27 protein-coding genes are annotated in these 26,239 nt (G+C 64.6%); 21 read left to right on the plus strand and 6 right to left on the minus strand.

The genetic code is table 11. From position 1 onward, the window contains the following. Nucleotides 1-209 precede the first annotated feature (209 nt). The 17 genes from cbiE to RIN61_RS08985 all read left to right on the plus strand — a co-directional run bounded on the left by cbiE (nucleotide 210) and on the right by RIN61_RS08985 (nucleotide 17,974). Nucleotides 210-1,421 carry a precorrin-6y C5,15-methyltransferase (decarboxylating) subunit CbiE gene (cbiE, locus tag RIN61_RS08905; protein WP_313856774.1) on the plus strand — a complete coding sequence of 404 codons (1,212 nt, stop codon included), beginning with the start codon at nucleotides 210-212 and terminating at the stop codon, nucleotides 1,419-1,421. Next, nucleotides 1,414-2,508, plus strand: coding sequence for a cobalt-precorrin-5B (C(1))-methyltransferase (locus tag RIN61_RS08910; protein ID WP_313856776.1), 1,095 nt, complete (start codon nucleotides 1,414-1,416; stop codon nucleotides 2,506-2,508). The genes cbiE and RIN61_RS08910 overlap by 8 nt, the downstream gene beginning before the upstream one ends. Next, on the plus strand, nucleotides 2,505-3,230 hold the full coding sequence (locus tag RIN61_RS08915) for a cobalt-precorrin-6A reductase (protein WP_112253644.1): 726 nt from the start codon (nucleotides 2,505-2,507) through the stop codon (nucleotides 3,228-3,230). The genes RIN61_RS08910 and RIN61_RS08915 overlap by 4 nt, the downstream gene beginning before the upstream one ends. Before the next feature lie 142 nt (nucleotides 3,231-3,372). Next, nucleotides 3,373-3,810 (plus strand): NfeD family protein, encoded by a 438-nt coding sequence (locus RIN61_RS08920; RefSeq protein ID WP_112253645.1) that lies wholly within the window; start codon nucleotides 3,373-3,375, stop codon nucleotides 3,808-3,810. A gap of 26 nt (nucleotides 3,811-3,836) precedes the next feature. Then, entirely contained in the window at nucleotides 3,837-4,691 is an 855-nt protein-coding gene (locus RIN61_RS08925; protein WP_112253646.1) for an SPFH domain-containing protein, read from the plus strand. A gap of 223 nt (nucleotides 4,692-4,914) precedes the next feature. Next, nucleotides 4,915-5,304: a DUF2946 domain-containing protein gene (locus RIN61_RS08930; RefSeq protein WP_207877189.1), complete on the plus strand. Its 390-nt coding sequence runs from the start codon at nucleotides 4,915-4,917 to the stop codon at nucleotides 5,302-5,304. Between the two features lie 47 nt (nucleotides 5,305-5,351). Next, nucleotides 5,352-5,837 (plus strand): copper chaperone PCu(A)C, encoded by a 486-nt coding sequence (locus RIN61_RS08935; protein WP_112253647.1) that lies wholly within the window; start codon nucleotides 5,352-5,354, stop codon nucleotides 5,835-5,837. A 23-nt stretch (nucleotides 5,838-5,860) separates the two neighbouring features. Further along, nucleotides 5,861-6,292: a DUF2946 domain-containing protein gene (locus RIN61_RS08940; protein ID WP_112253648.1), complete on the plus strand. Its 432-nt coding sequence runs from the start codon at nucleotides 5,861-5,863 to the stop codon at nucleotides 6,290-6,292. A gap of 68 nt (nucleotides 6,293-6,360) precedes the next feature. Then, a complete protein-coding gene (locus RIN61_RS08945) occupies nucleotides 6,361-8,427 on the plus strand; it encodes a TonB-dependent copper receptor (RefSeq protein WP_112253649.1) in 2,067 nt (688 codons plus the stop codon). Nucleotides 8,428-8,485: 58 nt separating this feature from the next. Further along, nucleotides 8,486-9,853, plus strand: coding sequence for a PepSY-associated TM helix domain-containing protein (locus tag RIN61_RS08950; RefSeq protein WP_112253650.1), 1,368 nt, complete (start codon nucleotides 8,486-8,488; stop codon nucleotides 9,851-9,853). 235 nt (nucleotides 9,854-10,088) lie between these two features. After that, nucleotides 10,089-11,495, plus strand: coding sequence for a D-serine/D-alanine/glycine transporter (cycA, locus tag RIN61_RS08955; RefSeq protein WP_112253651.1), 1,407 nt, complete (start codon nucleotides 10,089-10,091; stop codon nucleotides 11,493-11,495). Between the two features lie 262 nt (nucleotides 11,496-11,757). Continuing rightward, nucleotides 11,758-13,023, plus strand: coding sequence for an urea ABC transporter substrate-binding protein (urtA, locus tag RIN61_RS08960; RefSeq protein ID WP_207877183.1), 1,266 nt, complete (start codon nucleotides 11,758-11,760; stop codon nucleotides 13,021-13,023). A 138-nt stretch (nucleotides 13,024-13,161) separates the two neighbouring features. Next, nucleotides 13,162-14,649, plus strand: a complete 1,488-nt coding sequence (urtB, locus tag RIN61_RS08965) for an urea ABC transporter permease subunit UrtB (protein WP_313856781.1) — start codon at nucleotides 13,162-13,164, stop codon at nucleotides 14,647-14,649. Continuing rightward, on the plus strand, nucleotides 14,649-15,728 hold the full coding sequence (gene urtC, locus RIN61_RS08970) for an urea ABC transporter permease subunit UrtC (protein ID WP_112253654.1): 1,080 nt from the start codon (nucleotides 14,649-14,651) through the stop codon (nucleotides 15,726-15,728). Before urtB ends, urtC begins: the two co-directional genes overlap by 1 nt. After that, nucleotides 15,725-16,582, plus strand: coding sequence for an urea ABC transporter ATP-binding protein UrtD (gene urtD, locus RIN61_RS08975; protein ID WP_313856784.1), 858 nt, complete (start codon nucleotides 15,725-15,727; stop codon nucleotides 16,580-16,582). The genes urtC and urtD overlap by 4 nt, the downstream gene beginning before the upstream one ends. Before the next feature lie 146 nt (nucleotides 16,583-16,728). Then, nucleotides 16,729-17,427 (plus strand): urea ABC transporter ATP-binding subunit UrtE, encoded by a 699-nt coding sequence (gene urtE / locus RIN61_RS08980; RefSeq protein ID WP_085587952.1) that lies wholly within the window; start codon nucleotides 16,729-16,731, stop codon nucleotides 17,425-17,427. 31 nt (nucleotides 17,428-17,458) lie between these two features. Then, complete coding sequence (locus RIN61_RS08985; protein ID WP_215520473.1) at nucleotides 17,459-17,974, plus strand: GNAT family N-acetyltransferase; 516 nt, start codon at nucleotides 17,459-17,461, stop codon at nucleotides 17,972-17,974. Between the two features lie 126 nt (nucleotides 17,975-18,100). Here RIN61_RS08985 and RIN61_RS08990 read toward each other — a convergent pair whose 3' ends face one another. Together RIN61_RS08990 and cbpA are read right to left on the minus strand one after the other, a co-directional pair. Continuing rightward, on the minus strand, nucleotides 18,101-18,406 hold the full coding sequence (locus RIN61_RS08990; protein WP_025340803.1) for a chaperone modulator CbpM: 306 nt from the start codon (nucleotides 18,404-18,406) through the stop codon (nucleotides 18,101-18,103). Nucleotides 18,407-18,408: 2 nt separating this feature from the next. Next, entirely contained in the window at nucleotides 18,409-19,362 is a 954-nt protein-coding gene (cbpA, locus tag RIN61_RS08995; protein WP_207877179.1) for a curved DNA-binding protein, read from the minus strand. 164 nt (nucleotides 19,363-19,526) lie between these two features. Here cbpA and RIN61_RS09000 point away from each other — a divergent pair, with 164 nt between their 5' ends. Then, nucleotides 19,527-20,798 carry an Hsp70 family protein gene (locus tag RIN61_RS09000; RefSeq protein ID WP_207877177.1) on the plus strand — a complete coding sequence of 424 codons (1,272 nt, stop codon included), beginning with the start codon at nucleotides 19,527-19,529 and terminating at the stop codon, nucleotides 20,796-20,798. A 134-nt stretch (nucleotides 20,799-20,932) separates the two neighbouring features. Here RIN61_RS09000 and RIN61_RS09005 read toward each other — a convergent pair whose 3' ends face one another. From RIN61_RS09005 to RIN61_RS09015, 3 genes are all read right to left on the minus strand, one after another. Continuing rightward, complete coding sequence (locus tag RIN61_RS09005) at nucleotides 20,933-21,940, minus strand: AI-2E family transporter (protein ID WP_112253659.1); 1,008 nt, start codon at nucleotides 21,938-21,940, stop codon at nucleotides 20,933-20,935. A 71-nt stretch (nucleotides 21,941-22,011) separates the two neighbouring features. Next, entirely contained in the window at nucleotides 22,012-22,299 is a 288-nt protein-coding gene (locus RIN61_RS09010; RefSeq protein ID WP_003258250.1) for a PsiF family protein, read from the minus strand. 62 nt (nucleotides 22,300-22,361) lie between these two features. Then, nucleotides 22,362-23,150 (minus strand): AraC family transcriptional regulator, encoded by a 789-nt coding sequence (locus tag RIN61_RS09015; protein WP_112253660.1) that lies wholly within the window; start codon nucleotides 23,148-23,150, stop codon nucleotides 22,362-22,364. 226 nt (nucleotides 23,151-23,376) lie between these two features. Here RIN61_RS09015 and RIN61_RS09020 point away from each other — a divergent pair, with 226 nt between their 5' ends. Next, nucleotides 23,377-24,249, plus strand: coding sequence for a DMT family transporter (locus tag RIN61_RS09020; RefSeq protein WP_112253661.1), 873 nt, complete (start codon nucleotides 23,377-23,379; stop codon nucleotides 24,247-24,249). Here the strand turns inward: RIN61_RS09020 and RIN61_RS09025 are convergent. Further along, nucleotides 24,246-25,136, minus strand: a complete 891-nt coding sequence (locus RIN61_RS09025; RefSeq protein ID WP_112253662.1) for an esterase/lipase family protein — start codon at nucleotides 25,134-25,136, stop codon at nucleotides 24,246-24,248. The genes RIN61_RS09020 and RIN61_RS09025 overlap by 4 nt on opposite strands. Before the next feature lie 123 nt (nucleotides 25,137-25,259). Between RIN61_RS09025 and osmE the strand changes: the two genes are divergently transcribed. Both osmE and RIN61_RS09035 read left to right on the plus strand, forming a co-directional pair. Next, the gene (osmE, locus tag RIN61_RS09030) at nucleotides 25,260-25,601 is read left to right on the plus strand and encodes an osmotically-inducible lipoprotein OsmE (protein WP_112253663.1); all 342 of its coding nucleotides are present in this window, start codon (nucleotides 25,260-25,262) and stop codon (nucleotides 25,599-25,601) included. 47 nt (nucleotides 25,602-25,648) lie between these two features. Then, nucleotides 25,649-26,179 (plus strand): ferritin-like domain-containing protein, encoded by a 531-nt coding sequence (locus RIN61_RS09035; protein WP_112253794.1) that lies wholly within the window; start codon nucleotides 25,649-25,651, stop codon nucleotides 26,177-26,179. Nucleotides 26,180-26,239 lie beyond the last annotated feature (60 nt).

The raw sequence follows: 26,239 nt of genomic DNA on the forward strand, positions 1-26,239 counted from the left end.
TATTATGCCTGCTTTGTCCGGCGGCATGAAAAGCCGGTGGTCGAGCATCATCGACGATCGAGTGGAAATCCAGGACCGCGGCGCCTTCTTCGCGGGCATGCCCGCTCCCACAGGACCGCCGCTGCCCTCAACGGCTGCGCTGCACCGGTGGGAGCGGGCGAGCCCGCGAAGGGGCGCGCAGCGGCCCCAAAAATGGCGGAATGAAATACATGGCACCCTGGCTGACAGTAGTAGGTATCGGCGAAGACGGCTTCAGCGGCCTGGGCAAACAGGCCCGGCGCGCGCTGCTGGGCGCTGCGCGGATCTTCGGCAGCCCGCGCCAGCTGGCCTTGCTGCCACGCTGCGTGGCCGGCGAACGGCTGGGCTGGCCAAGCCCGTTCTCGCTGGCCCCGCTACTGGCCCTGCGCGGCGAGCCGGTATGCGTGCTGGCCAGCGGCGATCCGATGTTCTACGGCGTGGGCGCCAGCCTGGCGCGCCAACTGCCCGCCGCTGAAATGCGCGTGCTGTCGATGCCCTCCTCCTGTGCCCTGGCTGCCGCCCGCCTGGGCTGGCCACTGCAGGATGTGCAGGTGGTATCGCTGGTCGCTCGGCCCCTGGCAACGCTCAATGCCCACCTGCACAGCGGCGCACGCCTGCTGGTGCTGAGCAACGACGGCGACAGCCCGGCAGCAATTGCCACGCAACTGCGCGAGCGGGGCTTCGGGCCAAGCCGCCTGCGGGTCTTCGAACACTTGGGTGGCGTGGACGAACGTGAGTTGGCCGGCACCGCCCAGGACTGGCCGCACAGCGACGTCGCCGCGCTCAACCTGGTAGCCATCGAGTGCCTGGCCACGCCCGAGGCCCCGCGCCTGCACCGGCTGGCCGGGCTGCCGGACAGCGCCTTCCGGCATGACGGCCAGCTGACCAAACGCGATGTCCGTGCCATCACCCTGGCCCGCCTGGCACCGCAGCCCGGCGAGCTGCTGTGGGATGTGGGCGCCGGCTGCGGCTCGATCGGCATCGAATGGATGCGCGCCCATCCGGCCTGCCGCGCCCTGGCCATCGAGGCCGACGAAGGCCGCCAGGGTTTCATCGAACACAACCGCGATGCGCTGGGTGTACCCGGCCTGCAACTGGTCCGCGGCAAGGCCCCGGCAGCGCTGGAAGGCCTGGAGCAACCGGATGCTGTCTTCATCGGTGGCGGCGTCACCCGCGAAGGTGTGCTCGACCTGTGCTGGGCAAACCTGCGCCCGGGTGGCCGGCTGGTAGCCAACGCCGTGACCCTGCAAAGCGAGCTGGCCCTGGCGCATTTCCGTGAGCGCCACGGCGGCGAGCTGACTCGCATCCATGTCGCCCATGCCCAGCCACTGGGCGCGTTCGACACTTGGCGCCAGGCGCTGCCGATTACCTTGCTGGATGTGGTGAAACCCGCCCATGCGTGAAGAAACCCGCGAACAGCCTGCCCCATTGCGCAGCGGCCTGACCACCGGCAGTTGCGCCACCGCCACCAGCCTGGCGGCAGCACGCTTGCTGCTGCTCGGCGAGAGCAGCGATGCCGTCAGCATCACCCTGCCCAAGGGCAAGGTGGTGCAGATGCGCCTGGAGTTCTGCCGTCTCACCAATCAAGGTGCCGAAGCGGGCACGCTCAAGGACGCCGGCGACGACCCGGACGTGACCCACGGCGCCCTGCTCTACAGCCAGGTGCGCCTGTTGGCCGAACCGGGCATCCGTTTTGTCGCCGGTACCGGCGTGGGCACCGTGACCCGCCCGGGGCTGGTGCTGGCGGTGGGTGAGCCAGCCATAAACCCGGTGCCGCGGCGCATGATCAGTGAACACCTGCAACGCCTGGCGGACGAATGCAGCTACCCCGGCGGCTTCGAGGTCACGGTCAATGTGCAGGGCGGCGAGCAACTGGCCCTGAAGACCATGAACCCGCGCCTGGGCATCCTCGGCGGGCTGTCGATCCTCGGCACCAGCGGCATCGTGCGGCCGTTTTCCTGCGCGGCCTACATCGCCTCGATCCACCAGGGCATCGACGTCGCCCACACCAACGGCTACACGCATATCGCCGCCTGTACCGGCAACGCCAGCGAAGACACCATGCGCCGCGTCTATGGCCTGCCGGAGATAGCCCTGATCGAAATGGGCGACTTCGTCGGTGCAGTGCTCAAGCAAATGCGCAAGGTGCCGGTGCCACGCCTGACCCTTTGCGGCGGCTTCGGCAAGATCAGCAAACTGGCTGCCGGGCACATGGACCTGCACAGCCGCCACTCCAGCATCGACCTGCCACAACTGGCCGGCTGGGCAGCGGACATCGGCGCCGACGAGGCGCTGCAGGCATCGATCATTGCCGCCAACACCAGCCAGCAGGCCCTGGCACTGGCCCATGCCGCCGGCATCCACCTGGGTGACGCGGTGTGCGCCCACGCCCTGGCCTTCGCTCGCAGCGTGGTGCCGGCGCAGGTACAGGTGGAGGTCTTCGCCATCGACCGCCAGGGCGGCATCGTCGGCCGGGCGGGTGTGCAATGAACGGGCGCATCCTGCTGCTGGGCGGAGTCACTGAAGCCCTGGCCATCGCTCGCCGTCTGGGCCCGCAGCACGTCTACAGCCTGGCGGGCATCGGCCGGGTGCCGCAGGACCTGCAATGCCAGGTTCGGGTCGGCGGCTTTGGTGGCGCCGAAGGGTTGGCCCACTACCTGTGCGAGGCAGGCATCACGTTGCTTATCGATGCCACCCATCCCTATGCCGCGCAAATCAGCAGCAATGCTGCCAACGCCGCACGCATGGCTGGTATCCCGTGCTGGGCCTTGCGCCGCCCGGCCTGGCAGGCACAAGCCGGGGACGACTGGCGCGAGGTCGAGGACTGGGCAGGTTTGATCGGGGCACTCAAGCCGTTTCGCAGGCCATTGTTCACGCTGGGGCGTGAACCGCTGCAACATCTGGACGAGATACCGCCAGAGCAATTCTGGACCTTGCGGGCGCTGGAGGCGTGCCCTGGCAACGATCGCTGCGAAGTGATTGGTGCGCGGGGGCCATTCCATATAGAGGATGAGCGGGCGTTGTTCCTGCGCCGCAAGATCGATGTGCTGATAAGCAAGAACAGTGGCAGCGTGGCGACCGAACCGAAGCTGGAGGTGGCGCGGGAGCTGGGCGTGCCGGTGCTGATCCTCAAGCGCCCGCCGTTGCCGGAGGTGGACCGGGCTTTCGACTCACTGCCTGATCTGACTGCAGCGCTCGACCTGCGCGAGTAAGGTGGGAGCGCGGCAATTTTCATACATTTGCGCAAGGGAGCTGCTCCTACAGCCATTTCGGACTTTTCTTTCAAACCATGAAGTGGCCCTGTGCCGCCCTGCTACCTTAAACTCGGCACTCCCCCCGGAAGGCGCTATACATATGGAAATGCAATGGTGGATCTGGCTGGTGTTCGGCATCGCGCTGATGCTGCTCGAACTGGTCCTGCCGACGTTCTTCATCCTCTGGTTCGGCATCGGCGCCGTGCTGGTATCACTCATTTCGCTGGCCGCCCCCAGCCTGCAACTGGATATGCAGGTACTGCTGTGGGTGCTGATGTCGTCAGTCACCACTGCACTGTGGTTCAAGCTGTTCCGGCGCAAGCAACCAGACGTGCGCTGGACCGCCGAAAGCGTGATCGGCGAAGTGGGGCTGCTGACTGCTGGTGTATCGGAGTTCCAGAAAGGCCGCGTGCGCTTCCAGAAGCCGATCCTCGGCAACGAGGAATGGGTCTGCATCGCCAACAGCGAGATCGCTGCCGGCGAGCGGGTACGCCTGACCGCCATCGAAGGGAACACTGCCCGGGTCATTCGGGCCTGAATCCGCACTAAAAGGAATTTCGCATCATGACCAGCCTCATCGTCGTCATCGCCATCGCCCTGTTCGTCCTGATCACCGTGTTCAAGGGGGTGCGCATCGTGCCCCAGGGCGAGGAGTGGGTCGTCGAGCGCCTGGGCCGCTACCAGAGCACGCTCAAGCCCGGCCTGAACATCGTCATCCCCTACATGGATGTGGTCGCCTACCGCCTGCCGACCAAGGACATCATCCTCGATGTGCAGCAGCAGGAAATCATCACCAGGGACAACGCGGTAATCGTCGCCAATGCCTTGTGCTTCGCCAAGGTGGTCGACCCGCAGAAGGCCGCCTATGGCGTACAGGACTTCTCGTTCGCCGTCACCAGCCTGACCATGACCTCGCTGCGCGCCATTGTCGGGGCCATGGACCTGGACGAAGCGCTGTCCAGCCGCGAGCAGATCAAGGCGCGCCTGCGCGAGGCGATGTCCGAGCAGACCGAAGACTGGGGCGTGACCGTGCGCTCGGTGGAGATCCAGGACATCAAGCCCTCGGAGAACATGCAACTGGCCATGGAGCGCCAGGCGGCTGCCGAGCGCGAGCGCAAGGCCGACGTGACCCGTGCCGAAGGGGCCAAGCAGGCGGCAATCCTGGAAGCAGAAGCACGCTTGCAGGCTGCCAGGCTGGATGCCGAAGCGCAGATCAGCCTGGCCGAGGCCTCGGCACGGGCGATTTCGCTGGTAAAGGACGCGGTAGGCAACGAGACCGTGCCGGCGATGTACCTGCTGGGCGAGCGCTATGTGGGGGCGATGGAGAACCTGGCGGGCAGCAGCAATGCCAAGGTGGTGGTGCTGCCGGCGGACCTGCAGGAGACCGTCCGCGGGCTGATGGGGCGTGGCAAGGCTTGATAATGCTGGGGGCGCTTTGCGCCCCATCGCGACACAAGGCCGCTCCTACAAGAACCGTGCATGTCTGGCCATGATGCGATCCCTTGTAGGAGCGGCCTTGTGTCGCGATGGGCTGCACAGCAGACCCCGAAGCCACCTGGCCTGCGTCACTTCACCGCACCCCGCCATTTTTACCTATACTCCGCCTTACAATACCCACCACGATTCCTGACCGGATCTCTCCATGCCCCCACGTCGGCACATCGCCTGGATAGCCTGCCTTGCAGTGCTGTTCAACCTGCTGGCCATGCCGCTGTCTTCTGCCGCGCCCAAGGGCCCGGCCGAGCAGCTGCTGTGGGGGGCCTTCTGTTCCAGCATGGCCAACAAGGCCAAGGTCGACGTCCAGGCCCTGGCCAAGATCGACCTCGGCCCGCAAAGCGACGACAGCGCCAGCATGATGAATTGCTGGTGCTGCACCGGTGCCGCGCCACTGCTGGCCCTGCCCGGCTACCCGCCGCAGCTGCACAACCCGCCGATACTGCTCGCCGGGCTGCTGCCGCCACCCGCCGACTACCACGCCACGCCTCGCCAACTCTGGCCGGCGCTCAACCCCCGTGCCTCTCCGCTGGCCTGAGTTCATCACGCTGTCTGCCTGAACCTGAACAGAAACGGAGATTCACCATGCTCAAGCACGCCCTCGTCATGGCCGCCCTGCTGCTGCCCGGCGCCTTTGCCAATGCCCACGAATACAGCGTGGGTGACCTGCACATCGCCCACCCCTGGTCACTGCAGCTGCCCCCCAATGCCCCCAACGTCGCGGCGTATTTCGTGGTGCACAACAATGGCCAGGCCGACGACCGCCTGCTCGGTGTCGACAGCCCCATCAGCGATGACGCACAACTGCACGAGCATGCCATGGGCGCCAGCGGTGCCATGAAGATGCAGCAGGTGCCCAGCGTGCTGGTGCCCGCAGGCAAGGACCTGACCTTCGCCCCCAGCGCCTACCATGTGATGCTGATGCAGCCCAAGGACCGCAGCCTGCTCAGCGACGGCAAGCGCTTCCCGTTGACCCTGCACTTCGAAAAGGCCGGCGATATCACCGTCGATGTGGCCGTGCAGAAGCAGGCGCCAACGGACCAGCCGCAAGCCCACGAACACGCGCACTGATCACCCGCTGAAAGGCACTCGTCATGAGCCTGCCACGCAACAGCATCAGCCGTACCACCCGCCCTGACCGCAGGCGCGCCGGTGGCGGATGGCTGAGCCTGTTCGCCATGTGGATGATCTTCATCGGCCCGCTGATTTCCCAGTCGATGCCGATGGACCACCACGCCGGCATGAGCATGCCGATGGACATGCCGATGGCGACCGCCCATCAGCATGGCGGCGACACCCATCACGGCCAGGCTGGTGATGGCCAGCTGCATGTGATGTGGGAAAAGTGCGGTTACTGCAGCCTGTTGTTCAACTGCCCGGCCCTGCCCCAGGCCCTCAGCCCGCTCAGCGCAGGCAGCGTCGTACCCACCACTCACCTGTTCGCACCCACGCACCAGGGCCATGCCCGGCAGGCTGTATTCCCTGGTGCGCGCAGCCGCGCCCCACCTTCCTCGATCAACGTCTGAACCCACATTTCTTGCGCACGAAGCCAGGAGGCTTCGCGCTGACTCATGACTGATCGACTGGAATCATTATGTACGGCTGCACCCCTGTTTTTGCCTTGTCCCTGCGTGGGACCATCGCCGCCGTGTGCGGCTCGCTGCTCGCGCCCGTGGCCCTGGCCGCCGACCCTGGCCATGAAGGCCATGCACACGACGCCCCCGAGCTGAGCCCGACGGTGATCACCGCCGTGGCCCCGAGCTCGCCGCTGACCGTGGTCACCAACCCGAAGGACCCGCGCCAGCCGGTGCCGGCCAGCGACGGCGCCGACTACCTGAAGACCATCCCCGGCTTCTCGGCCATCCGCGCCGGCGGCACCAACGGCGACCCGGTACTGCGCGGCATGTTCGGCTCGCGCCTGAACATTCTCACCAATGGCGGCCTGATGCTGGGCGCCTGCCCCAACCGCATGGACGCCCCCACCTCGTACATTTCGCCAGAAACCTATGACCGCCTGACCGTCATCAAAGGCCCGCAAAGCGTGATCTGGGGCCCGGGCGGCTCGGCAGGCACCATCCTCTTCGAGCGCGAGCCGGAGAAGTTCGGCACCCTCGGCAGCCGGGTCAATGCCAGCCTGCTGGCCGGCTCCAACGGCCGCTTCGACAAGGTGCTGGACACCGCCGCCGGCAACGACCAGGCCTACGCCCGCTTCGTCGGCAACCAGTCGCGCTCGGACGACTACCACGACGGCGATGACAACACCGTGCCGTCACGCTGGGACAAATGGAACGGCGATGTCGCCCTCGGTTGGACCCCGGACCAGGACACCTTGCTCGAGCTCACCGCCGGCAAGGGCGATGGCGAGGCCCGCTATGCCGGGCGCGGCATGGATGGCTCGCAGTTCAAGCGCGAAAGCCTGGGCCTGCGCTTCGAAAAGTCCAACCTTGGCGAGGTGCTCGACAAGGTCGAGGCGCAGGTCTACTACAACTACGCCGACCACGTGATGGACAACTACAGCCTGCGCACGCCTTCGGGCAGCGGCATGATGGGCATGCCGATGGTCAGCAACGTCGACCGCCGCACCATGGGCGCCCGCATCAAGGCCACCTGGCGCTGGGCCGATGTGCAACTGATCAGTGGCATCGACGCGCAGACCAACGAACATCGCAAGCGCGGCGGCATGGGCGTGGACGCGCACAAGGGCAAGGCCTGGACCAAGGATGCCGACTTCCACAACTATGGTGCCTTTGGCGAGCTGACCTGGTACGTCAGCGGCGAGGACCGGTTGATCAGCGGTGCCCGGCTGGACCGTGCTTCGGCCCGTGACTTCCGCCAGGGCAGCGCCACCGAAGGCGACACCCGCGCCGACACTCTGCCCAGCGGCTTCATCCGCTACGAGCACGACCTGGCGGCCATTCCGGCCACCACCTATATCGGCCTCGGCCATGCCCAACGTTTCCCCGACTACTGGGAGCTGTTCTCGCCCAAGCTGGCGCCACCCGGTGCGGCCAACGCCTTCGACGGCATCAAGCCAGAGAAGACCACCCAGCTGGACTTCGGCATCCAGTACCGCACCGAGCGCCTGGAAGCCTGGGCCTCGGGCTATGTCGGGCAGATCCGGGATTACATCCTGTTCGACTACCGCACCGGCATGATGGGCATGAGCACCTCGCAGGCGCAGAACATCGATGCCCGCATCATGGGCGGCGAACTGGGCGCGGCCTACCAGCTGACGGAAAACTGGAAGGCCGACGCAACGCTGGCCTACGCCTGGGGCAAGAACAGCAGTGACGGCACAGCACTACCGCAAATGCCGCCGCTGGAAAGCCGCCTGGGCCTGACCTACAGCCGCGATGTGTGGAGCGTCGGCGCACTGTGGCGGCTGGTGGCGGCGCAGAACCGCATCGCCGAGAACCAGGGCAACGTGGTCGGCAAGGACTACGACAAGAGTGCCGGCTTCGGCGTGTTCTCGCTCAATGGCGCCTACAAGGTGAGCAACCACCTCAAGCTCAGCGCGGGGGTCGACAACCTGTTCGACAAGACCTACGCCGAGCACTTGAACCTGGCCGGGAACGCCGGGTTCGGCTACCCGGCTACCGATCCACAGCCGGTCAACGAGCCAGGCAGGACCTTCTGGACCAAGGTCGACTTCAGCTTCTGACAACAACAACGGGCGCGGCGCAGGTCGCGCCCATCTGCTGGTCAAACAGGAGGTTCCCATGAGAGGAACACGCATCAACTTCTACAACCTGGCCTGGCGTTGGCACTTCTATGCGGGGCTGTTCGTGGCCCCGTTCATGATCCTGCTGGCGATCACCGGGATCATCTACCTGTTCAAGCCGCAGCTCGACCCGCTGCTGTACCGCGAGCTGATGGTGGTCGAAGCCGGCCACCACCGACAGGGCGCGGACACGATGCTGGCCGAGGTGCGCAAGGCCTATCCCGAGGGCCACGTTGGCCAGTACCTGCCACCGCTGGATGCCGAACGCAGCGCGCAGTTCGTGGTGCATGACGCCGGGCGCGAACTGAACGTGTTCGTCGACCCCTACAGCGGCAAGGTTCTTGGCGAACAGGATGGCAAGCAGAACCTGCAGGCCATCGCCCGCGCCCTGCATGGCGAACTGATGGTTGGCACGGTCGGCGACCGCCTGGTGGAACTGGCTGCGGGCTGGGGCATCGTACTGGTGGTGTCGGGCCTGTACTTGTGGTGGCCACGCGGGCGCAATGGCGCTGGCGTGCTGTGGCCACGGCTGTCTGCCCGCGGCCGACTGCTCTGGCGCGACCTGCATGCGGTGACCGGCTTCTGGGGCTCGGCCTTGTTGTTGCTGATGCTGGTCAGCGGCATGACCTGGACCGGCCTGTGGGGCAAGCAGTACGCCGACTTGTGGAACCGCTTTCCGGCGGCCATGTGGAACGACGTGCCCAAGTCGGACCAGCAGGCGGGTGAACTCAACAGCGCGCACCGCCAGACCGTGCCCTGGGCGCTGGAAAACACGCCAATGCCGCAGTCCGGCGCACACGCCGAACATGCAGGGCATCACACGATGTCGAGCGCGCCGGCAGCGCCACGGATAAGCCTGCAGCAGGTCGAAGACATCGCTAACGCGCGCCAGGTCGAACCGGGTTACAGCATCACCGCGCCGACCACGGCCGATGGTGTGTTCACCATTGCCGTATTCGCCGACGACCCGCGCAACGACGCCACCCTGCATGTCGACCAGTACACCGGCAAGGTCCTGGCCGATGTGCGTTGGCAGGACTACAACCCGGTCGCCCGTGCCACCGAGTTGGGCGTGATGCTGCATGAAGGCAAGATGTTCGGGGTGTTCAACCAGATCATCATCCTGCTGGTGTGCCTGATGATCTTGCTGGGCTCGGTGAGCGGGCTGGTGATGTGGTGGAAGCGCAGGCCGGCCGGCGGGCTGGGTGTGCCGCCGCTGCGCCATGACCTGCCACGCTGGAAGGCGGCGGTGGGGGTGATGCTGATGCTGGGGTTGATGTTCCCACTGGTGGGGGTGTCGATGGTGGTGATGTGGCTGGTGGATAGCCTGGTGGTCAGGCGCGGCCGGGTGCTGGCCAGCGCTTGAGCATTGCTTCGTCTGTGCCGGCCCTTTCGCGGGTAAACCCGCTTCCACAGGTACATCACAGTTTTCGAAATCTGTGAATCCTGTGGGAGCGGGCTCACCCGCGAAGAGGCCGGCACAGGCACAACACTGCTCCCCAAAAGTCGAGTCGATCTGTCGCGCCCCAACCTGGAACGCGCGTGTTAGCCTAGCCGGCTACCTCTGACAAGACGACCGACCTTCCAAGGGAATGCAGCCTATGACGCAAACCTCACCCGCAGCGCCAGATGAACAGCATCTGCAGCGCAACCTGACCAACCGCCACATCCAGCTGATCGCCATTGGCGGCGCGATAGGTACCGGCCTGTTCATGGGCTCGGGCAAAACCATCAGCCTGGCCGGGCCGTCGATCATCTTCGTCTACATGATCATCGGCTTCATGCTGTTTTTCGTCATGCGCGCCATGGGCGAACTGTTGCTGTCGAACCTCAACTACAAGTCGTTCATCGATTTTTCCGCCGACCTGCTCGGCCCCTGGGCGGGCTACTTCACCGGTTGGACCTACTGGTTCTGCTGGGTGGTCACCGGCATCGCCGACGTGGTCGCCATCGCGGCATATACGCAGTTCTGGTTCCCCGAACTGCCGCAGTGGATACCCGCGCTAACCTGCGTAGGGCTGCTGCTGTCGCTGAACCTGGTGACGGTGAAGATGTTCGGTGAAATGGAGTTCTGGTTCGCCCTGATCAAGATCGTCGCCATCCTGGGCCTGGTCGCGACCGGTCTGTACATGGTCATCACCGGCTTCACCTCGCCCAGCGGGCGTACCGCGCAACTGGCCAACCTGTGGAATGACGGCGGCATGTTCCCCAACGGCCTGATGGGCTTCTTCGCCGGCTTCCAGATCGCCGTGTTCGCCTTCGTCGGCATCGAGTTGGTAGGCACCACCGCCGCCGAAGCGAAGAACCCGGAACGCACCCTGCCACGGGCGATCAATTCGATCCCGGTGCGGATCATCGTGTTCTACGTGCTGGCACTGATCGCGATCATGGCCGTGACCCCATGGCGCGACGTGGTACCGGGCAAGAGCCCGTTCGTGGAGCTGTTCGTGCTGGCCGGCCTGCCGGCGGCGGCGAGCATCATCAACTTCGTGGTGCTGACCTCGGCGGCCTCGTCGGCCAACAGCGGCGTGTTCTCCACCAGCCGCATGCTGTACGGCCTGTCGCAGGAAGGTGACGCACCCAAGGCATTCGAGAAACTGTCGAGCCGCTCGGTGCCTGCCAACGGCCTGTACTTCTCCTGCATCTGCCTGCTGCTGGGCGCAGTGCTGATCTACCTGGTGCCGAACGTGGTCGAGGCGTTCACCCTGGTCACCACAGTGTCGGCGGTGTTGTTCATGTTCGTCTGGACGCTGATCCTGCTGTCGTACCTGAAGTACCGCAAGCACCGCTCGGCGCTGCACCAGGCTTCAAAGTACAAGATGCCGGGCGGGCGCTTCATGTGCTACGTGTGCCTGGTGTTCTTTGCCTTCATCCTGGTGTTGCTGAGCCTGGAGGACGATACCCGCGCGGCGTTGCTGGTGACGCCGATCTGGTTCGTGCTGCTGGCGGTGACTTATCAGGGGGTGCGCAGCAAGCGTCATCCGCGCACGGCTGTGCGTAACGGCTGATGGCCCAGGGGGCTGCTCTGCAGCCCTTTCGCGACACAAGGCCGCTCCCAAAAGGCACGGTGTACGCCGTCCTATCTGTCGCGATGGGCCGCACAGCGGCCCCAATCCTGTGCACACAAATCCATCAGGCACCAACCTGGATCCGACCAACGCCCCAACACCTCGCACAACCCCTCTATTGCGCACCTTCCGCCGTTAGGCACACCCCTTGCAACACCCCTCCCCGCTTGCCCAACACATAACAACTCAGCGGAGAGAGCACATGAAGCGACGCAGTCTGATCAAGGCCTTCACCCTTAGCGCATCGATTGCCGCAATGGGCCTGAGCTGGAGCATCCAGGCCGCCGAAACCATCAAGGTCGGCATCCTGCATTCGCTGTCGGGGACCATGGCCATTTCCGAGACTTCGCTCAAGGACATGGCGCTGATGACCATCGAGCAGATCAACGCCAAGGGCGGCGTGAACGGCAAGCTGCTCGAACCGGTGGTGGTCGACCCGGCCTCCAACTGGCCGCTGTTCGCTGAAAAGAGCCGCCAGCTGCTGACCCAGGACAAGGTGGCAGTAGTGTTCGGCTGCTGGACCTCGGTGTCGCGCAAGTCGGTACTGCCGGTGTTCGAAGAGCTCAACGGCCTGCTGTTCTACCCGGTGCAGTACGAGGGTGAGGAGATGTCGCCGAACGTGTTCTACACCGGCGCCGCGCCCAACCAGCAGGCGATCCCGGCCGTGGAGTACCTGATGAGCGAGGACGGCGGCAGCGCCAGGCGCTTCTTCCTGCTGGGCACCGACTACGTCTACCCGCGCACCACCAACAAGATCCTGCGTGCCTTCCTGCACAGCAAGGGCGTGGCCGACAAGGACATCGAAGAGGTGTATACGCCGTTCGGCCACAGCGATTACCAGACCATCGTCGCCAACATCAAGAAGTTCTCCGCCGGCGGCAAGACTGCAGTGATCTCCACGGTCAACGGCGACTCCAACGTGCCGTTCTACAAGGAGCTGGCCAACCAGGGCCTGAAGGCCACCGACGTGCCGGTGGTGGCGTTCTCGGTGGGCGAAGAAGAACTGCGCGGCATCGACACGAAGCCGCTGGTGGGCCACCTGGCGGCGTGGAACTACTTCGAGTCGGTGGATAACCCGGTCAACCAGAAGTTCGTTGCCGACTGGAAGGCCTATGCCAAGGCCAAGGGCCTGCCAGGCGCCGACAAGGCGGTGACCAACGACCCGATGGAGGCTACCTACGTAGGCATCCACATGTGGGCGCAGGCGGTGGAGAAAGCCAAGTCCACCGATGTCGACAAGGTGCGTGAAGCACTGGCCGGGCAAAGCTTCGAGGCGCCGTCCGGGTTCACCCTGACCATGGACAAGACCAACCACCACCTGCACAAGCCAGTGATGATCGGCGAGATCCAGGATGACGGGCAGTTCAGCGTAGTGTGGGAAACCGAGCAACCGCTACGGGCGCAGCCGTGGAGCCCGTTCATTCCCGGCAACGACAAGCGCCCCGATTACGCAGTGAAAGGTAACTGAGTGCATGGGGCCGCTATGCGGCCCATTCGCGGGTAAACCCGCTCCCACAGGTACGGTGCAAGGTCTGAAACCGGCGCGGTCCCTGTGGGAGCGGGTTCACCCGCGAAGAATCCACCGCCGATTTTCAGGATTACTCGCATGCTCAGACTGCTGCTCACCCTGCTCCTGCTGATCCCCCTGGCAACCCAGGCCAGCGAGGGCGAATTCTTCCTCACCGCCAAGCCCGCCGAGCAAGCCCGCCTGCTCGAAAGCTGGGCGGCGCAACCCGATACCGCACGCCTGCCGCTGCTGGACAATCTGCGCCAAGGCCGCATCGCCGCCAATGACACCCGCAAGGTGCGCCTGAACAACCGCCTGCGCGGCCTGATCGACAACGCCCTGGCCAGCCACCAGTTGCTCAGCGACAACAGCGCCACCCGCCTGGCCGCCGCCCAGCAACTGCAAAAGAGCGCGCAACCGGCGCAGATGGCCTTCCTCGACCGGCGCTTTGCCCTCGAAGTGGACCCCGCCGTGCACGCCGCCATCGGCCTGGCCCTGGCCAACCTGCAACTGGATGCCAGCGAACCGGCAGTACGTTTGGCAGCCGTTCGCCTGCTCGGCGAAACCGGTGACCCGCTGGCCCGCACCCGCCTCGAGGCATTGCTGCAACCCAACGCGGAAACCGACCCGGGCGTGCGCACCGCTGCCGAAACCAGCCTGGCCCAGGTGCAGCGCAAGCTGCTGGTGGGCGAACTGCTCGGCCAGGCCTTCAGCGGCCTGTCGCTAGGTTCGATCCTGCTGCTGGCAGCCCTTGGCCTGGCCATCACCTTCGGCCTGCTCGGGGTGATCAACATGGCCCACGGCGAAATGCTGATGTTCGGCGCCTACAGCACCTACATGGTCCAGATACTGCTGCAGCGCTACGCCCCCGGCGCCATCGAGTTCTACCCGCTGATCGCCCTGCCGGTGGCTTTCACCGTCAGTGCCGGGGTCGGCATGGCGCTGGAGCGCACGGTAATCCGCCACCTGTATGGCCGCCCACTGGAAACCCTGCTGGCGACCTGGGGCATCAGCCTGATCCTGATCCAGGCCATCCGCCTGCTGTTCGGCGCGCAGAACGTCGAAGTCAGCAACCCGGCCTGGCTTTCGGGGGGCATACAGCTGCTGCCCAACCTGGTGCTGCCGTACAACCGCCTGGTGATCATCGGCTTCGCCCTGGCCGTGGTTCTGCTCACCTGGCTGCTGCTCAACCGCACACGGCTGGGCCTGAACGTGCGCGCGGTCACCCAGAACCGCAACATGGCCGCCTGCTGCGGCGTGTCTACCGGGCGTGTCGACATGCTCGCCTTCGGCCTCGGCTCGGGCATCGCCGGGCTCGGCGGCGTGGCCCTGAGCCAGGTCGGCAACGTTGGCCCGGACCTGGGCCAGAGCTACATCATCGACTCGTTCCTGGTGGTGGTGCTCGGCGGCGTCGGCCAGTTGGCCGGCAGCCTCTGGGCAGCCTTCGGCCTTGGCATCGCCAACAAGCTGCTGGAGCCGCAGATCGGCGCCGTGCTCGGCAAGATCCTCATCCTTGCGTTGATCATTCTGTTCATCCAGAAACGCCCGCAAGGCCTGTTCGCCCTCAAGGGACGGGTAATCGACTGATGAACCAGCCACTGCTTGTCACCGCTACGCAAAAGGCCGGGCCACGCCTGACCCTGGCCATCGGCGCCGTCGTCGTCCTGCTGCTGGTGGCCCTGCCACTGCTGTCGCTGCTGCCGGCGGGCCATGCCCTGCAAGTGTCGGCCTACACCCTGACCCTGGTCGGCAAAATCCTTTGCTACGCCATCGTCGCCCTGGCCCTGGACCTGGTCTGGGGCTACGCCGGGCTGTTGTCACTGGGCCACGGGCTGTTCTTCGCCCTCGGTGGCTACGCCATGGGCATGTACCTGATGCGCCAGGCCGCCGGTGACGGCCTGCCAGGGTTCATGACCTTCCTGTCGTGGAGCGAGCTGCCCTGGTATTGGGCTGGTACCCAGCATTTCGCCTGGGCCCTGTGCCTGGTAGTACTGGCGCCCGGGCTGCTGGCGCTGGTGTTCGGCTGGTTCGCCTTCCGCTCGCGGATCAAGGGCGTGTACTTCTCGATCATGACCCAGGCCCTGACCTTCGCCGGCATGCTGCTGTTCTTCCGCAACGAAACCGGTTTTGGCGGCAACAACGGCTTCACCAGCTTCCGCACCATCCTCGGCTTCGACATTGCCGCCCAAGGCACCCGCGCGGTGCTGTTCCTGCTCACCGTCGGCCTGCTCCTGGCCAGCCTGTACCTGTGCTGGTGCCTGACCCGCAGCAAGTTCGGCCGTTTGCTCACCGCCGTGCGCGACGCCGAGAACCGCCTGATGTTCTGCGGCTACGACCCGCGCGGCTTCAAGTTGCTGGTGTGGGTGCTCAGTGCCGTGCTGTGCGGCCTGGCCGGTGCGCTGTATGTGCCGCAAGTGGGCATCATCAACCCCGGCGAGATGTCACCGACCAACTCCATCGAAGCCGCCGTGTGGGTGGCCCTGGGTGGGCGCGGCACCTTGATCGGCCCCCTGCTCGGCGCCGGCCTGGTCAATGGCATGAAAAGCTGGTTCACCGTGGCCTTCCCGGAGTTCTGGCTGTTCTTCCTCGGCGCATTGTTCATTCTCGTCACCCTGTACCTGCCTCAGGGCGTGGTCGGCCTGTTGAAGAAAAGGAGCCAGCCATGAGAGGCGTGCCCCCGGTACATCCGGAATTCATGCTCGAACCGGTGTTCGACAACCTCGGTGCCGGCCGCGACGCCATCGGCCTGGGCCAAAGCCGCAAGGCCGGCCTCGACACCCGCCACGGTACGGTGCTGAGCCTGGAAGACATCAGCGTCAGCTTTGATGGCTTCAAGGCGCTGAACGCGCTGAACCTGTACATCGGCGTGGGCGAGCTGCGTTGCATCATCGGCCCCAACGGTGCCGGCAAGACCACGATGATGGATGTGATCACCGGCAAGACCCGGCCCGACAGTGGCACGGCCTATTTCGGTGACACTCTCGACCTGACCCGCATGAGCGAATACCAGATCGCCCAGGCCGGCATAGGCCGCAAGTTCCAGAAGCCCACGGTGTTCGAGGCGCTGACGGTGTTCGAAAACCTGGAACTGGCACTGAAGACCGACAAGTCGGTGTGGGCCACCCTGGCAGCGCGCCTGGGTGGTGAGCAGCGCCAGCGCATCGAGGAGGTGCTGGGCACCTTGCGCCTGCTGCCGCTGGCCCAGCGCCAGGCAGGCTTGCTGTCACATGGGCAGAAGCAGTTTCTGGAGATCGGCATGCTGCTGGTGCAGGAGCCGCAATTGCTGTTGCTGGACGAGCCAGTGGCGGGCATGACCGATGCCGAGACCGAGTTCACCGCCGAACTGTTCAAGGGGTTGGCTGGCAAGCATTCGCTGATGGTGGTGGAGCATGACATGGGGTTTGTCGGCAGCATTGCCGACCATGTGACCGTGCTGCACCAGGGCAGCGTGCTGGCGGAAGGGTCGCTGGAGCAGGTGCAGGCGGATGAGCGGGTGGTCGAGGTGTATCTGGGCCGCTAGACATTGAAACCTGTGTCGGCCCCTTCGCGGGTAAACCCGCTCCCACAGGTACGCCACAGACCTGAGGAGCTGCGTGGTCCTTGTGGGAGCGGGTTTACCCGCGAAAGGGCCGGCACAGGCACAGCAACAATTTCAGGAATACACACATGCTCAAGATCGACACCCTGCACCAGTACTACGGCGGCAGCCACATCCTCCGGGGCCTGTCCTTCGAAGCCAAGGTCGGCGAAGTCACCTGCCTGCTGGGCCGCAACGGCGTGGGCAAGACCACCCTGCTGCGCTGCCTGATGGGCCTGGTCCCGGCGCGCGACGGCAACATCGAATGGGAAGGCAAGCCGATCACCAGCCTAAAGCCCCAGCAACGGGTCCACGCAGGCATCGCCTACGTCCCCCAGGGCCGCGAGATCTTCCCGCGCCTCACTGTCGAGGAAAACCTGCTGATGGGCCTTTCGCGCTTCCCCGCCCGTGAAGCGCGGGAGGTACCGCCCTTCATCTACGAACTGTTCCCCGTGCTGGAACAGATGAAACAACGCCGTGGCGGTGACCTGTCCGGCGGCCAGCAGCAACAGCTGGCCATCGGCCGCGCCCTGGCCAGCCGCCCGCGCCTGCTTATCCTCGACGAGCCCACCGAGGGCATCCAGCCTTCGGTGATCAAGGAGATCGGCGCAGTCATCCGTCGCCTGGCCGAGCGCGGCGACATGGCCATCCTGCTGGTGGAGCAGTTCTACGACTTCGCCGAGGAGCTGGCCGACCAGTACCTGGTGATGGCCCGTGGCGAGATCATCCAGCGGGGGCGCGGTGAAAACATGCAGGCCGAAGGTGTGCGCGGGCTGGTAACCATTTAATCTGCAAGCAACGACCCTGCGAGACGCTGTCATGAGTCATGAAATCCGCGACGCCCTGCTTTCCGATGTGCCGGGCATCCTCGACATCTACAACGACGCGGTGCGCAACACCACGGCGATCTGGAACGAAACACCGGTGGACCTGGCCAACCGCAAGGCCTGGTTCGATGCAAGGGCACAGCAGGGCTACCCGATCCTGGTGGCGGTGGATGAGAGTGGGGTGCTGGGCTATGCGTCGTTTGGCGACTGGCGGCCATTCGAGGGCTTTCGCCTTACCGTCGAGCATTCGGTGTATATCCGTGGCGACCAGCGTGGCAAGGGGCTGGGGCCGGTGCTTATGGCGGCGCTGGTCGAGCGCGCGCGCGAGTGTGGCAAGCATGTGATGGTGGCGGCTATCGAGAGCGGCAATGCAGCGTCGGTGCGCCTGCACGAACGCCTGGGCTTCGTGGTGACCGGGCAGATGCCGCAGGTGGGGGTGAAGTTTGGCCGGTGGCTGGATCTGACCTTCATGCAGCTGGTGCTGGATCCGGGGGCAGAACCAAGCTGAATTTGATTTTGCCTGTACTGGCCTCTTCGCGGGTAAACCCGCTCCCACAGGTACTGCACACATCTCAGGAATCGTGCGATTCCTGTGGGAGCGGGTTCACCCGCGAAGAGGCCGGGCCTGCAAACCTCACATCTGGGTAAACCTGCCCAACCGCTGCCTCAGCATGTTGTTCTCGCTGCGCAACTGCTGCACTTCCTGCAGCAGCTCCAGCGCCAAAGCCACCCCTTCCCACTCCAGTTCCAGCTCCTGATGCAGCTTCGCCGCACGTTTGGCCAGCAACGGCGCCTGATCGTCGAACAACCAGTCCTCCGGCGTTCGGCCGGAAGGTTCGACAATGCCGTGCTCGACGATTTCGATCACGCAGTCAGCCGTGATATCGGCCTCCTGACACAAGGTACGCATGTCCAGTTGAACGATCAGGGTGCTGCTCATGATCACTTACTCCATTGTGTCCTCGGGTTGAACGCAGCCTTCTCGGAAAGCTTGGTCCACAGTTCGCGGGCAGACTCGTCGGATGCAGGCGGCATGACCACTTTCAGTTGCGCGTAAAGGTTGCCGCGCTCGCCACTCTTGTTGGCCAGGCCCTTGCCCGGTACGCGCAGGCGCTGGCCACTCTGGCTGTCGGGGCGGATGGTGAGGTTGATCTTGCCGTCCAGGGTCGGCACGGCCACCTTGGCGCCCAGTGCTGCCTCCCACGGTGCCAGCGGCACGGTGATGATCAGGTCATGACCTTCGACATCGAACAGCGGATGCGGTGCCATGCGAATGGTCAGGAACAGGTCGCCATTGGCCCCGCCGCCAATGCCCGGCGCGCCCTGGCCTTTGAGGCGGATGCGCTCGCCGTCGGTCACCCCGGCCGGGATCTTCACGTTCAGGGTCTTGGTAGTGAAGCCGGTGCGCTGGCCCATGGCATTGGTCTGCGGCACCTGGAAACTGATCTGCTTGGACTCCTTGCTCAGGGTCTCTTCAAGGAATACCGCCAGTTCTAGCTCCACGTCCTGCCCCCGCCTGCCGGCGCTGCGTTGCTGCTGCCGGGCACCACCGAACGGGTTGCCCCCCCGGCTACCAAAGATCGAACTGAAGAAGTCGGAAAAATCACCGCCTTCGAAACCACCGCCACCGCCGCGGCTTTCCCAGCCCGGTGGTGCCTGGAACGGCCGGCCATGCTGGCCGCCATACTTGCGGATTTCGTCGAATTCGGCACGTTTCTGCGCGTCGCCCAGCACTTCGTAGGCCTCGTTGGCCTCCTTGAATTTCTCCTCGGCGTCGCGCTCCTTGCTGACATCGGGGTGATACTTGCGCGCCAGCTTGCGGTACGCGGCCTTGATCGCCTTGTCGTCCGCCGTGGGCTCTACGCCGAGTATCTTGTAATAGTCTTTGAAGTCCATCTATGGATCACCAATGTGAATGTGCGTGTTGCAAGAGAAGATAGGGGTCAAGCATAGCCTTTCAAGACCGCCTTGGGTTTGCTCCATGGCAGACGACCGGTCTTGATTCTGTAGCCAACTGGCATACACTGCGCGGCCGTTTTGCCTCCGGAAGCTCATTTCCCATGTCTGACGTATCCCCGGCCCGCGCCCTGGGCATCGACTTTGGCACCTCCAACTCGACGGTCGGCTGGCACCGCCCCGGCGCCGAGTCGCTGATTGCCCTGGAAGACGGCAAGATCACCTTGCCCTCGGTGGTGTTCTTCAACATCGAGGAGCGTCGCCCGGTCTATGGCCGCCTGGCACTGCATGAGTACCTGGAAGGCTACGAAGGCCGCCTGATGCGTTCGCTGAAAAGCCTGCTGGGTTCCAAGCTGATCAAGCACGATACCAGCGTGCTGGGCAGCGCCCTGCCGTTCAAGGACCTGCTGGGCATGTTCATCGGCGAGCTGAAAAAACGCGCCGAGGCCGCTGCGGGGCGTGAGTTCGAGCAGGTAGTGCTTGGCCGCCCGGTGTTCTTCGTCGACGAAGACCCGGCCGCCGACCAGGAGGCCGAGGACACCCTGGCCGAAGTGGCGCGCAAGATCGGCTTCAAGGACGTGTCGTTCCAGTACGAGCCGATTGCCGCGGCCTTCGACTACGAGTCAAGCATCAGCCGCGAAGAACTGGTGCTGATCGTCGACATCGGCGGTGGTACCTCGGACTTCACCCTGATCCGCCTGTCGCCCGAGCGCCACCTGGTCGCCGAGCGCCAGAGCGACATCCTCGCCACCGGCGGCGTGCACATTGGCGGTACCGACTTCGACAAGCAACTGAGCCTGCAGGGTGTGATGCCACTGTTCGGCTACGGCAGCCGCATGAAGAGCGGCGCGCTGATGCCGACCAGCTATCACCTCAACCTCGCCACCTGGCACACCATCAACGCCCTGTACTCGCAGAAGTCGCAGCTGGCGCTGGGCAGCATGCGCTATGACATCGAGGACAGCTTCGGTATCGACCGCCTGTTCAAGCTGATCGAGCAGCGCGCCGGGCACTGGCTGGCGATGGAAGTGGAAGCCAGCAAGATCGAGCTGACCGAGCAGGACAGCCGCCGTATCGACCTGGGGCGAGTCGAGCCCGAGCTGACTGCGGAACTGACCCGCGCGCTATTCGAAGAGGCGATCGAAGGTTTGCTGGAGCGGGTGCGTGGTAGCGTGAGCGATCTGCTGGCCAAGGCGGGAGTGAGCGAGGCCCAGGTCGATACGGTGTTCTTCACCGGCGGTTCCAGCGGGATTCCGGCGCTGCGCAACAGTGTGTCGGCGATGCTGCCGAATGCGCGGCATGTGGAAGGCAACATCTTTGGCAGCATTGGTAGCGGGCTGGCCATCGAGGCGCGCAAGCGTTACGGCTTGGCCTGAGCCGACTGTCTAACCTGTGCCGGCCCTTTCGCGGGTAAACCCGCTCCCACAGGTACTGCACAAGTCTTGAGGTTTGTGCGATCGCTGTGGGAGCGGGTTTACCCGCGAAAGGGCCAGCACAGGCCAACAAACAATCAGACCAGTTCGGCCCGCTTCAGCTCACTCTTCAGGTAGGCATAGTAGATCGGCCCTGCCACCACCCCAGGCAGCCCGAACGCCGCCTCGAACACCAGCATCGCCAGCAGCAATTCCCACGACTTGGCACTGATCTGCCCGCCGACGATCCGCGCGTTGAGGAAATACTCGACCTTGTGGATGACGATCAGGTAACCCAGCGCCGCCGCCGCCACCCAGATCGACAGCGACAGGCCGACGATGGTGATCAGGGTATTGGACATCAGGTTGCCGATCACCGGCAGCAGGCCCAGCAGGAAGGTCAGCACGATCAGCGTCTTGGTCAGCGGCAGGTGCACATCGAACATCGGCAGCACCACGGCGAGGAAGATGCCGGTGAACGTAGTGTTGAGCAACGAAATCTTGATCTGCGCGAAGACGATGTTGCGAAACGCCTGCACCAGCAGGCTCAGGCGCTCGAACAGCGCCGCCGCCAGCGGCTTGCGCCGGGAGATGTCGGGGATGCGCTGCAAGGCGACGATGGCGCCGAGGATCATGCCGATCAGCAGGGTGACGAACATGTGCGCCATGCCCTTGCCGACCAGCTGCAGGTCGCTCAGGTGGCTCTTGATCCAGTCACCGATGGCCACCTTGAACTCCGCCGCACTGGCCGGCAGGTAGCTTTCGATGGACGGCGGCAGCTGCCCGCGGGCACGTTCCACCAGGGCCATGAACTTGTCCAGCGAGGCACCGGGGTTTTCCGCCTCGTGCAGCAGGAAGCTGAAAGCACCGGCAAACAGCAGGGTCAGGGTACTGACCACAAGCGTGCCGAGCAGCGCCACTGCCAGCCACCGCGCACGCTGCCCGGCGATCAGCGGCTGCAGCCGCGGCGTCAGCATGTTGACCAGCTCGAACACCAGCAAGCCGGCCAGCAGGCTTGGCAGCAACTTCAGGGGCAACGCCAGCAACAGGCCGGCAAACACGATGATCCAGCTGGCCAGGGTGACCTGGCGGGGGGTGAAGGTCATACAGCCTCAACGGCAGACAACGGGAAAGACCCGCAGTCTGCCAGCCTTACGCCTGCAGGCATAGGCGCAGGTCATTTCTTCTTCAGGCAGTCGCTCATGAACGCTTTGCGCTCGTCACCCTTCAGTGCCTTGGTGGTGGCGTCAGCGTTGCAGGTTTTCATCTTCTCTTGCTGGGTTTGTGGCACATCCTTCTTCAGGCAGGTGCTCATGAAGGCTTTGCGCTCATCGCCCTTGAGGGCCTTGGCGGTGGCGTCGGCGTTGCAGGTTTTCATCTTTTCCTGCTGCGCGGTATTGGCGGCGAAGCCTTGGGCGCTGAACAACACCGCCAATACCAGTAAGGGGATTTGCAGCACTTTCATGGAGTAGTCTCCTTGGCTCCGCGCCCTATGCACGGGGGTCGAGCTGAGTGTAGCCAAGATTCTCAACGCCCTGCCCGTGCCTGGCGACGGTAATGCTCGGGTGTGCACCGGGCCTGGCGCTGGAACATGGCGATGAACGCCGAGGCGCTGCTGTAGCCCAGGTCGAAGGCGATGGCCTGGATCGGCTGGCCGGCCTCAAGCGCTTCGATGGCGCGCAAAAAGCGCAGGCGCAGGCGCCATTCGCCAAAACCGATACCCAGTTCGCGCAGAAACTGGCGGGCCAAGGTACGTTCGCTGACATGCACCTGGGCAGCCCAGCCGGCCAGCGGGCGGTTGTCGCCCGGCTCGGCACCGAGGGCATCGAGCACCTGGCGCAAGCCTTCGCTGTGGGCAAACGGCAGGTAGCAGGCCTGGGTGGGCGCCAGCAGCAGCTGGTCGACCAGCACCTGCACCAGGCGCTGGTCGCGCTCGCCCTCGGCCACCCGCAGGTCGCGTCGGGCGAAGTCGGCGAGGATAGCCTTGAGGATGTCGCTGATCATCAGGCTGCATGGTTGCTGCGGCAGTGCGGCGCACAGGCTGCGTTCCAGGTAGACCGAGCGGTAGACGATGGCCTGTGGGTTGTAGCAGCCATGCTCGGTGTCGGGCGGCACCCACACGGCGTATTGCGGTGGCGACAGGAAGTGCTGGCCGGCGACCTCCAGGTGCATCACGCCGTGGGCGGTGTAGTTGAGCTGGCCCCAGGCGTGGCGATGCAGGGCGCTGCGGGTGTCGGCACCGAACTCGTCGTGGCGGAAGTACACCGGGGCCGGGAGTTGGCTGAACTGGGGAATGTCGAGGTATTTGCGCGGCATGCTGTCTGCTTTGCGGGGTGAGTTGTCTGGATAGAAGTATAGGCTTGTTGACAGACAGTTGATAATGGCTGGCATCGGGGCCTGCTGCGCAGGCCATCGCGACACAAGGCCGCGCCTACAGGGACCCGCGTTGCCTTCCGGGCCAGTGCGATACCTGTAGGAGCGGCCTTGTGTCGCGATGGGCTGCAAAGCAGCCCCAATCAGTCCAAAACGAGTAAACCGCTACATGAACTACCTGTTCCCCCTGACCGCCATCCTGATCTGGGCCGGCAACACCGTGGTCACCAAGATGTCCGCCGGTGCCATCCACCCCGCCGAGATCGGCTTCTACCGCTGGCTGCTGGCCGCGTTCCTGTTCACCCCGTTCCTGCTGCCCGCCGTGTGGCGCAATCGCGCGGCCATCCGCCCGCACCTGGGCAAGGTCTTCGTGCTGGGCGTGCTGGGCATGGCGCTGTACCAGAGCCTGGCCTACTTCGCCGCCGGCATCACCAGCGCCACCAACATGGGCATCATCCTCTCGCTGATGCCACTGATGTCACTGGCACTGTCCATCGCCTGGCTGGGGCAGCGCCTGAGCTACGGCGCTCTGCTGGGCGCGCTGGTGTCATTTCTCGGTGTGCTTGAAGTGGTAAGCGCCGGCCACCCCGCCAGCCTGCTGCAACAAGGCCTGAACAGCGGCGACCTGCTGATGCTCGTGGCCACACTGGCCTACGCGCTGTACAGCTTCCTGCTGAAGAAATGGCAGCTACGCCTGCCGCCGATGCAGTTGCTGTACCTGCAGGTGCTGGTAGCCATCGTCGTGCTGCTGCCGCTGTTCCTGCTGTCGGACAAGACCGGCCTGAACAGCCGCAACATCGGCCTGGTGCTGTACGCCTGCGTGCTGGCCTCGATGATCGCGCCCCTGGTGTGGATGCAGGCCGTGCAACGCCTGGGGCCCAGCCGCACCACGCTGTTCTTCAACCTGCTGCCGCTGGTCACGGCACTGATCGCCGCCGTGGTGCTCGACGAGCAATTGGCCCGCTATCACCTCGTGGGTGGCCTGCTGACCCTGGTGGGCGTAGTGCTGGCCGAGCGCTGGACAACGCCGATCCGTCGCTAGAGCCCTGCCGCCTTGAGCCGGGCGGCATGTTCGATGAACAGCCGCACCGGTTCGGCACCCTTGCCCACCGCACCAAGCGACTGGTTGACGATATCCAGGTGGTCGAGCGGGTAATCGTCGCCGATCACCTGCCCCAGGTGCGAACTGAAGCGCCCGACCATACCGTCGCAATGGCCCTTTTCCTTGACGAAACTGCGCGCGAACAGGCGGCAGAAGTGGCTGCTGCCGTCAAAACGGTTGCGTCGCTGGTCGGTCAGGCCGGGCTGCAAGGTGCCGGACCAGGAGTAATAGCGCACGCCATCGACCTCATAGGCCCCTTCCCCGCCCCAGGTGTCTGGCAAGCCCTGTGGATAAGCCTGGTTGAACAGCGCCACCCCGGCGCTGGTCAACGACTGGTGCGAGGCGTGTACATCCACCGGCAGCGGGTCGCGGCGCCAGCCGGTTTCCAGCCACACCAGCAGCACGGCCAAGCCATGCAGCACAGCCTTCAGGATACGCCCCTGCGGGGAATCGCCCGGTGCCGTGCGCTCCAGGTAGTCGGCCAGTTCCGAGCCATGGTTGGGCCCCGCCACCGAAGTGACCGAAGCCACCCGCCCGGGCCGCCTGGCGGCCGCGTAGCGCGCGCTCAAGGCGCCCTGACTGTGGCCTATGAGGTTGACCCTTTGCGCACCGGTGCGCTGGCAGATGTCTTCGATGATCGCCAGCAACTGCTCGCCGCGCACCTCGCTGGAATGCAGCGGCGAAACCTGCACCGGGAACACCTGCGCCCCACCCTTGCGCAGGGCCGGCACGATGCCGAACCAGTAGGGGTAGAGCACGACGCGGACAAAACCGAGCATGCCCGGCACCAGAACCAATGGGTATCGCGTGGCCAATTCCTGCTGCATTGCCCCAGCCCCTTTCCGTGGACGATCGGCCAACACTACAGCGACCTTGATGACCATCGCAATCGAACTCCCGGCGCGCGCTGCGGTTCCAAACCACACATACCCTTTGCAAGGAGCGGGACCATGTACAAGCAGACCCTGGCAATCCTTTTGGCAAGCGCCACCCTCGCCGCCTGCGGCAGCCGCCCGGAAAACCCGGTGGACTACGTCACCTACCGCGACGAGCCGCTGGTCAAGCAGGTGGAAAACGGCATGACCATGCAGAAAGTCATCGCCATCGGCGGCAGCCCGTCCAACGTCATCGACCTTCCCCATGGCGGCACCTGCAACGACTACATCCTCAACCATGACGGCCACCAGCAGCCCTACTACGTGCGCTTCGACGCCACTGGCCATGTCGATGCCAAAGGCTTCAAGACCTGCAAGCAACGCCAGGAAGACAGCGACGCTGCCCACGGCGCATAACTTTCACAGGACCTGCCATGACCACCCTGATGCTTTCGGAGATGAACATGAATGCGACTGAACTGACTGATGTGCAAACGCTTCGCGAACGAGCTCGCCAGCATGTCGAGAACGGGGCCGTGACCGAGGGTTACCAGGCTGACCGCGAGCAAATCATCAGCCTGCTCAACGAAGCCCTGGCCACCGAGCTGGTCTGCACATTGCGCTACAAACGCCACTACTTCATGGCCAGCGGCATCAAGGCCAGCGTGGCTGCCGATGAGTTCCTCGAGCATGCCAACCAGGAAGCCGAGCACGCCGACAAGCTTGCCGAACGGATCGTGCAGTTAGGTGGAGAGCCGGATTTCAACCCGGACAACCTCAGCAAACGGTCTCATGCCCAGTATGTGGCGGGCACTTCATTGAAAGAGATGGTGCTGGAAGACCTGGTGGCGGAGCGGATCGCCATCGATAGCTATCGTGAAATCATTCGGTACATTGGGGATAAAGATCCGACTACGCGGCGGATTTTTGAAGACATCCTGGCGCAGGAAGAAGAGCACGCGGACGATATGTCCGACCTGTTGCAAGGCTTGTGATTCTTGGGGGCGCTTTGCGCCCCTTTCGCGACACAAGGCCGCTCCCACAGGTACTCCACA

Source organism: Pseudomonas inefficax (assembly GCF_032164165.1).
In the GTDB taxonomy this organism is placed as follows: domain Bacteria; phylum Pseudomonadota; class Gammaproteobacteria; order Pseudomonadales; family Pseudomonadaceae; genus Aquipseudomonas; species Aquipseudomonas inefficax.

Bases quoted from the DNA above. Each gene is read 5' to 3' on its own strand.
- cbiE (WP_313856774.1), top strand. From the start codon at position 210: ATGGCACCCTGGCTGACAGTAGTAGGTATCGGCGAAGACGGCTTCAGC.
- RIN61_RS08910 (WP_313856776.1), top strand. From the start codon at position 1,414: ATGCGTGAAGAAACCCGCGAACAGCCTGCCCCATTGCGCAGCGGCCTG.
- RIN61_RS08915 (WP_112253644.1), top strand. From the start codon at position 2,505: ATGAACGGGCGCATCCTGCTGCTGGGCGGAGTCACTGAAGCCCTGGCC.
- RIN61_RS08920 (WP_112253645.1), top strand. From the start codon at position 3,373: ATGGAAATGCAATGGTGGATCTGGCTGGTGTTCGGCATCGCGCTGATG.
- RIN61_RS08925 (WP_112253646.1), top strand. From the start codon at position 3,837: ATGACCAGCCTCATCGTCGTCATCGCCATCGCCCTGTTCGTCCTGATC.
- RIN61_RS08930 (WP_207877189.1), top strand. From the start codon at position 4,915: ATGCCCCCACGTCGGCACATCGCCTGGATAGCCTGCCTTGCAGTGCTG.
- RIN61_RS08935 (WP_112253647.1), top strand. From the start codon at position 5,352: ATGCTCAAGCACGCCCTCGTCATGGCCGCCCTGCTGCTGCCCGGCGCC.
- RIN61_RS08940 (WP_112253648.1), top strand. From the start codon at position 5,861: ATGAGCCTGCCACGCAACAGCATCAGCCGTACCACCCGCCCTGACCGC.
- RIN61_RS08945 (WP_112253649.1), top strand. From the start codon at position 6,361: ATGTACGGCTGCACCCCTGTTTTTGCCTTGTCCCTGCGTGGGACCATC.
- RIN61_RS08950 (WP_112253650.1), top strand. From the start codon at position 8,486: ATGAGAGGAACACGCATCAACTTCTACAACCTGGCCTGGCGTTGGCAC.
- cycA (WP_112253651.1), top strand. From the start codon at position 10,089: ATGACGCAAACCTCACCCGCAGCGCCAGATGAACAGCATCTGCAGCGC.
- urtA (WP_207877183.1), top strand. From the start codon at position 11,758: ATGAAGCGACGCAGTCTGATCAAGGCCTTCACCCTTAGCGCATCGATT.
- urtB (WP_313856781.1), top strand. From the start codon at position 13,162: ATGCTCAGACTGCTGCTCACCCTGCTCCTGCTGATCCCCCTGGCAACC.
- urtC (WP_112253654.1), top strand. From the start codon at position 14,649: ATGAACCAGCCACTGCTTGTCACCGCTACGCAAAAGGCCGGGCCACGC.
- urtD (WP_313856784.1), top strand. From the start codon at position 15,725: ATGAGAGGCGTGCCCCCGGTACATCCGGAATTCATGCTCGAACCGGTG.
- urtE (WP_085587952.1), top strand. From the start codon at position 16,729: ATGCTCAAGATCGACACCCTGCACCAGTACTACGGCGGCAGCCACATC.
- RIN61_RS08985 (WP_215520473.1), top strand. From the start codon at position 17,459: ATGAGTCATGAAATCCGCGACGCCCTGCTTTCCGATGTGCCGGGCATC.
- RIN61_RS08990 (WP_025340803.1), bottom strand. From the start codon at position 18,406: ATGAGCAGCACCCTGATCGTTCAACTGGACATGCGTACCTTGTGTCAG.
- cbpA (WP_207877179.1), bottom strand. From the start codon at position 19,362: ATGGACTTCAAAGACTATTACAAGATACTCGGCGTAGAGCCCACGGCG.
- RIN61_RS09000 (WP_207877177.1), top strand. From the start codon at position 19,527: ATGTCTGACGTATCCCCGGCCCGCGCCCTGGGCATCGACTTTGGCACC.
- RIN61_RS09005 (WP_112253659.1), bottom strand. From the start codon at position 21,940: ATGACCTTCACCCCCCGCCAGGTCACCCTGGCCAGCTGGATCATCGTG.
- RIN61_RS09010 (WP_003258250.1), bottom strand. From the start codon at position 22,299: ATGAAAGTGCTGCAAATCCCCTTACTGGTATTGGCGGTGTTGTTCAGC.
- RIN61_RS09015 (WP_112253660.1), bottom strand. From the start codon at position 23,150: ATGCCGCGCAAATACCTCGACATTCCCCAGTTCAGCCAACTCCCGGCC.
- RIN61_RS09020 (WP_112253661.1), top strand. From the start codon at position 23,377: ATGAACTACCTGTTCCCCCTGACCGCCATCCTGATCTGGGCCGGCAAC.
- RIN61_RS09025 (WP_112253662.1), bottom strand. From the start codon at position 25,136: ATGCAGCAGGAATTGGCCACGCGATACCCATTGGTTCTGGTGCCGGGC.
- osmE (WP_112253663.1), top strand. From the start codon at position 25,260: ATGTACAAGCAGACCCTGGCAATCCTTTTGGCAAGCGCCACCCTCGCC.
- RIN61_RS09035 (WP_112253794.1), top strand. From the start codon at position 25,649: ATGAATGCGACTGAACTGACTGATGTGCAAACGCTTCGCGAACGAGCT.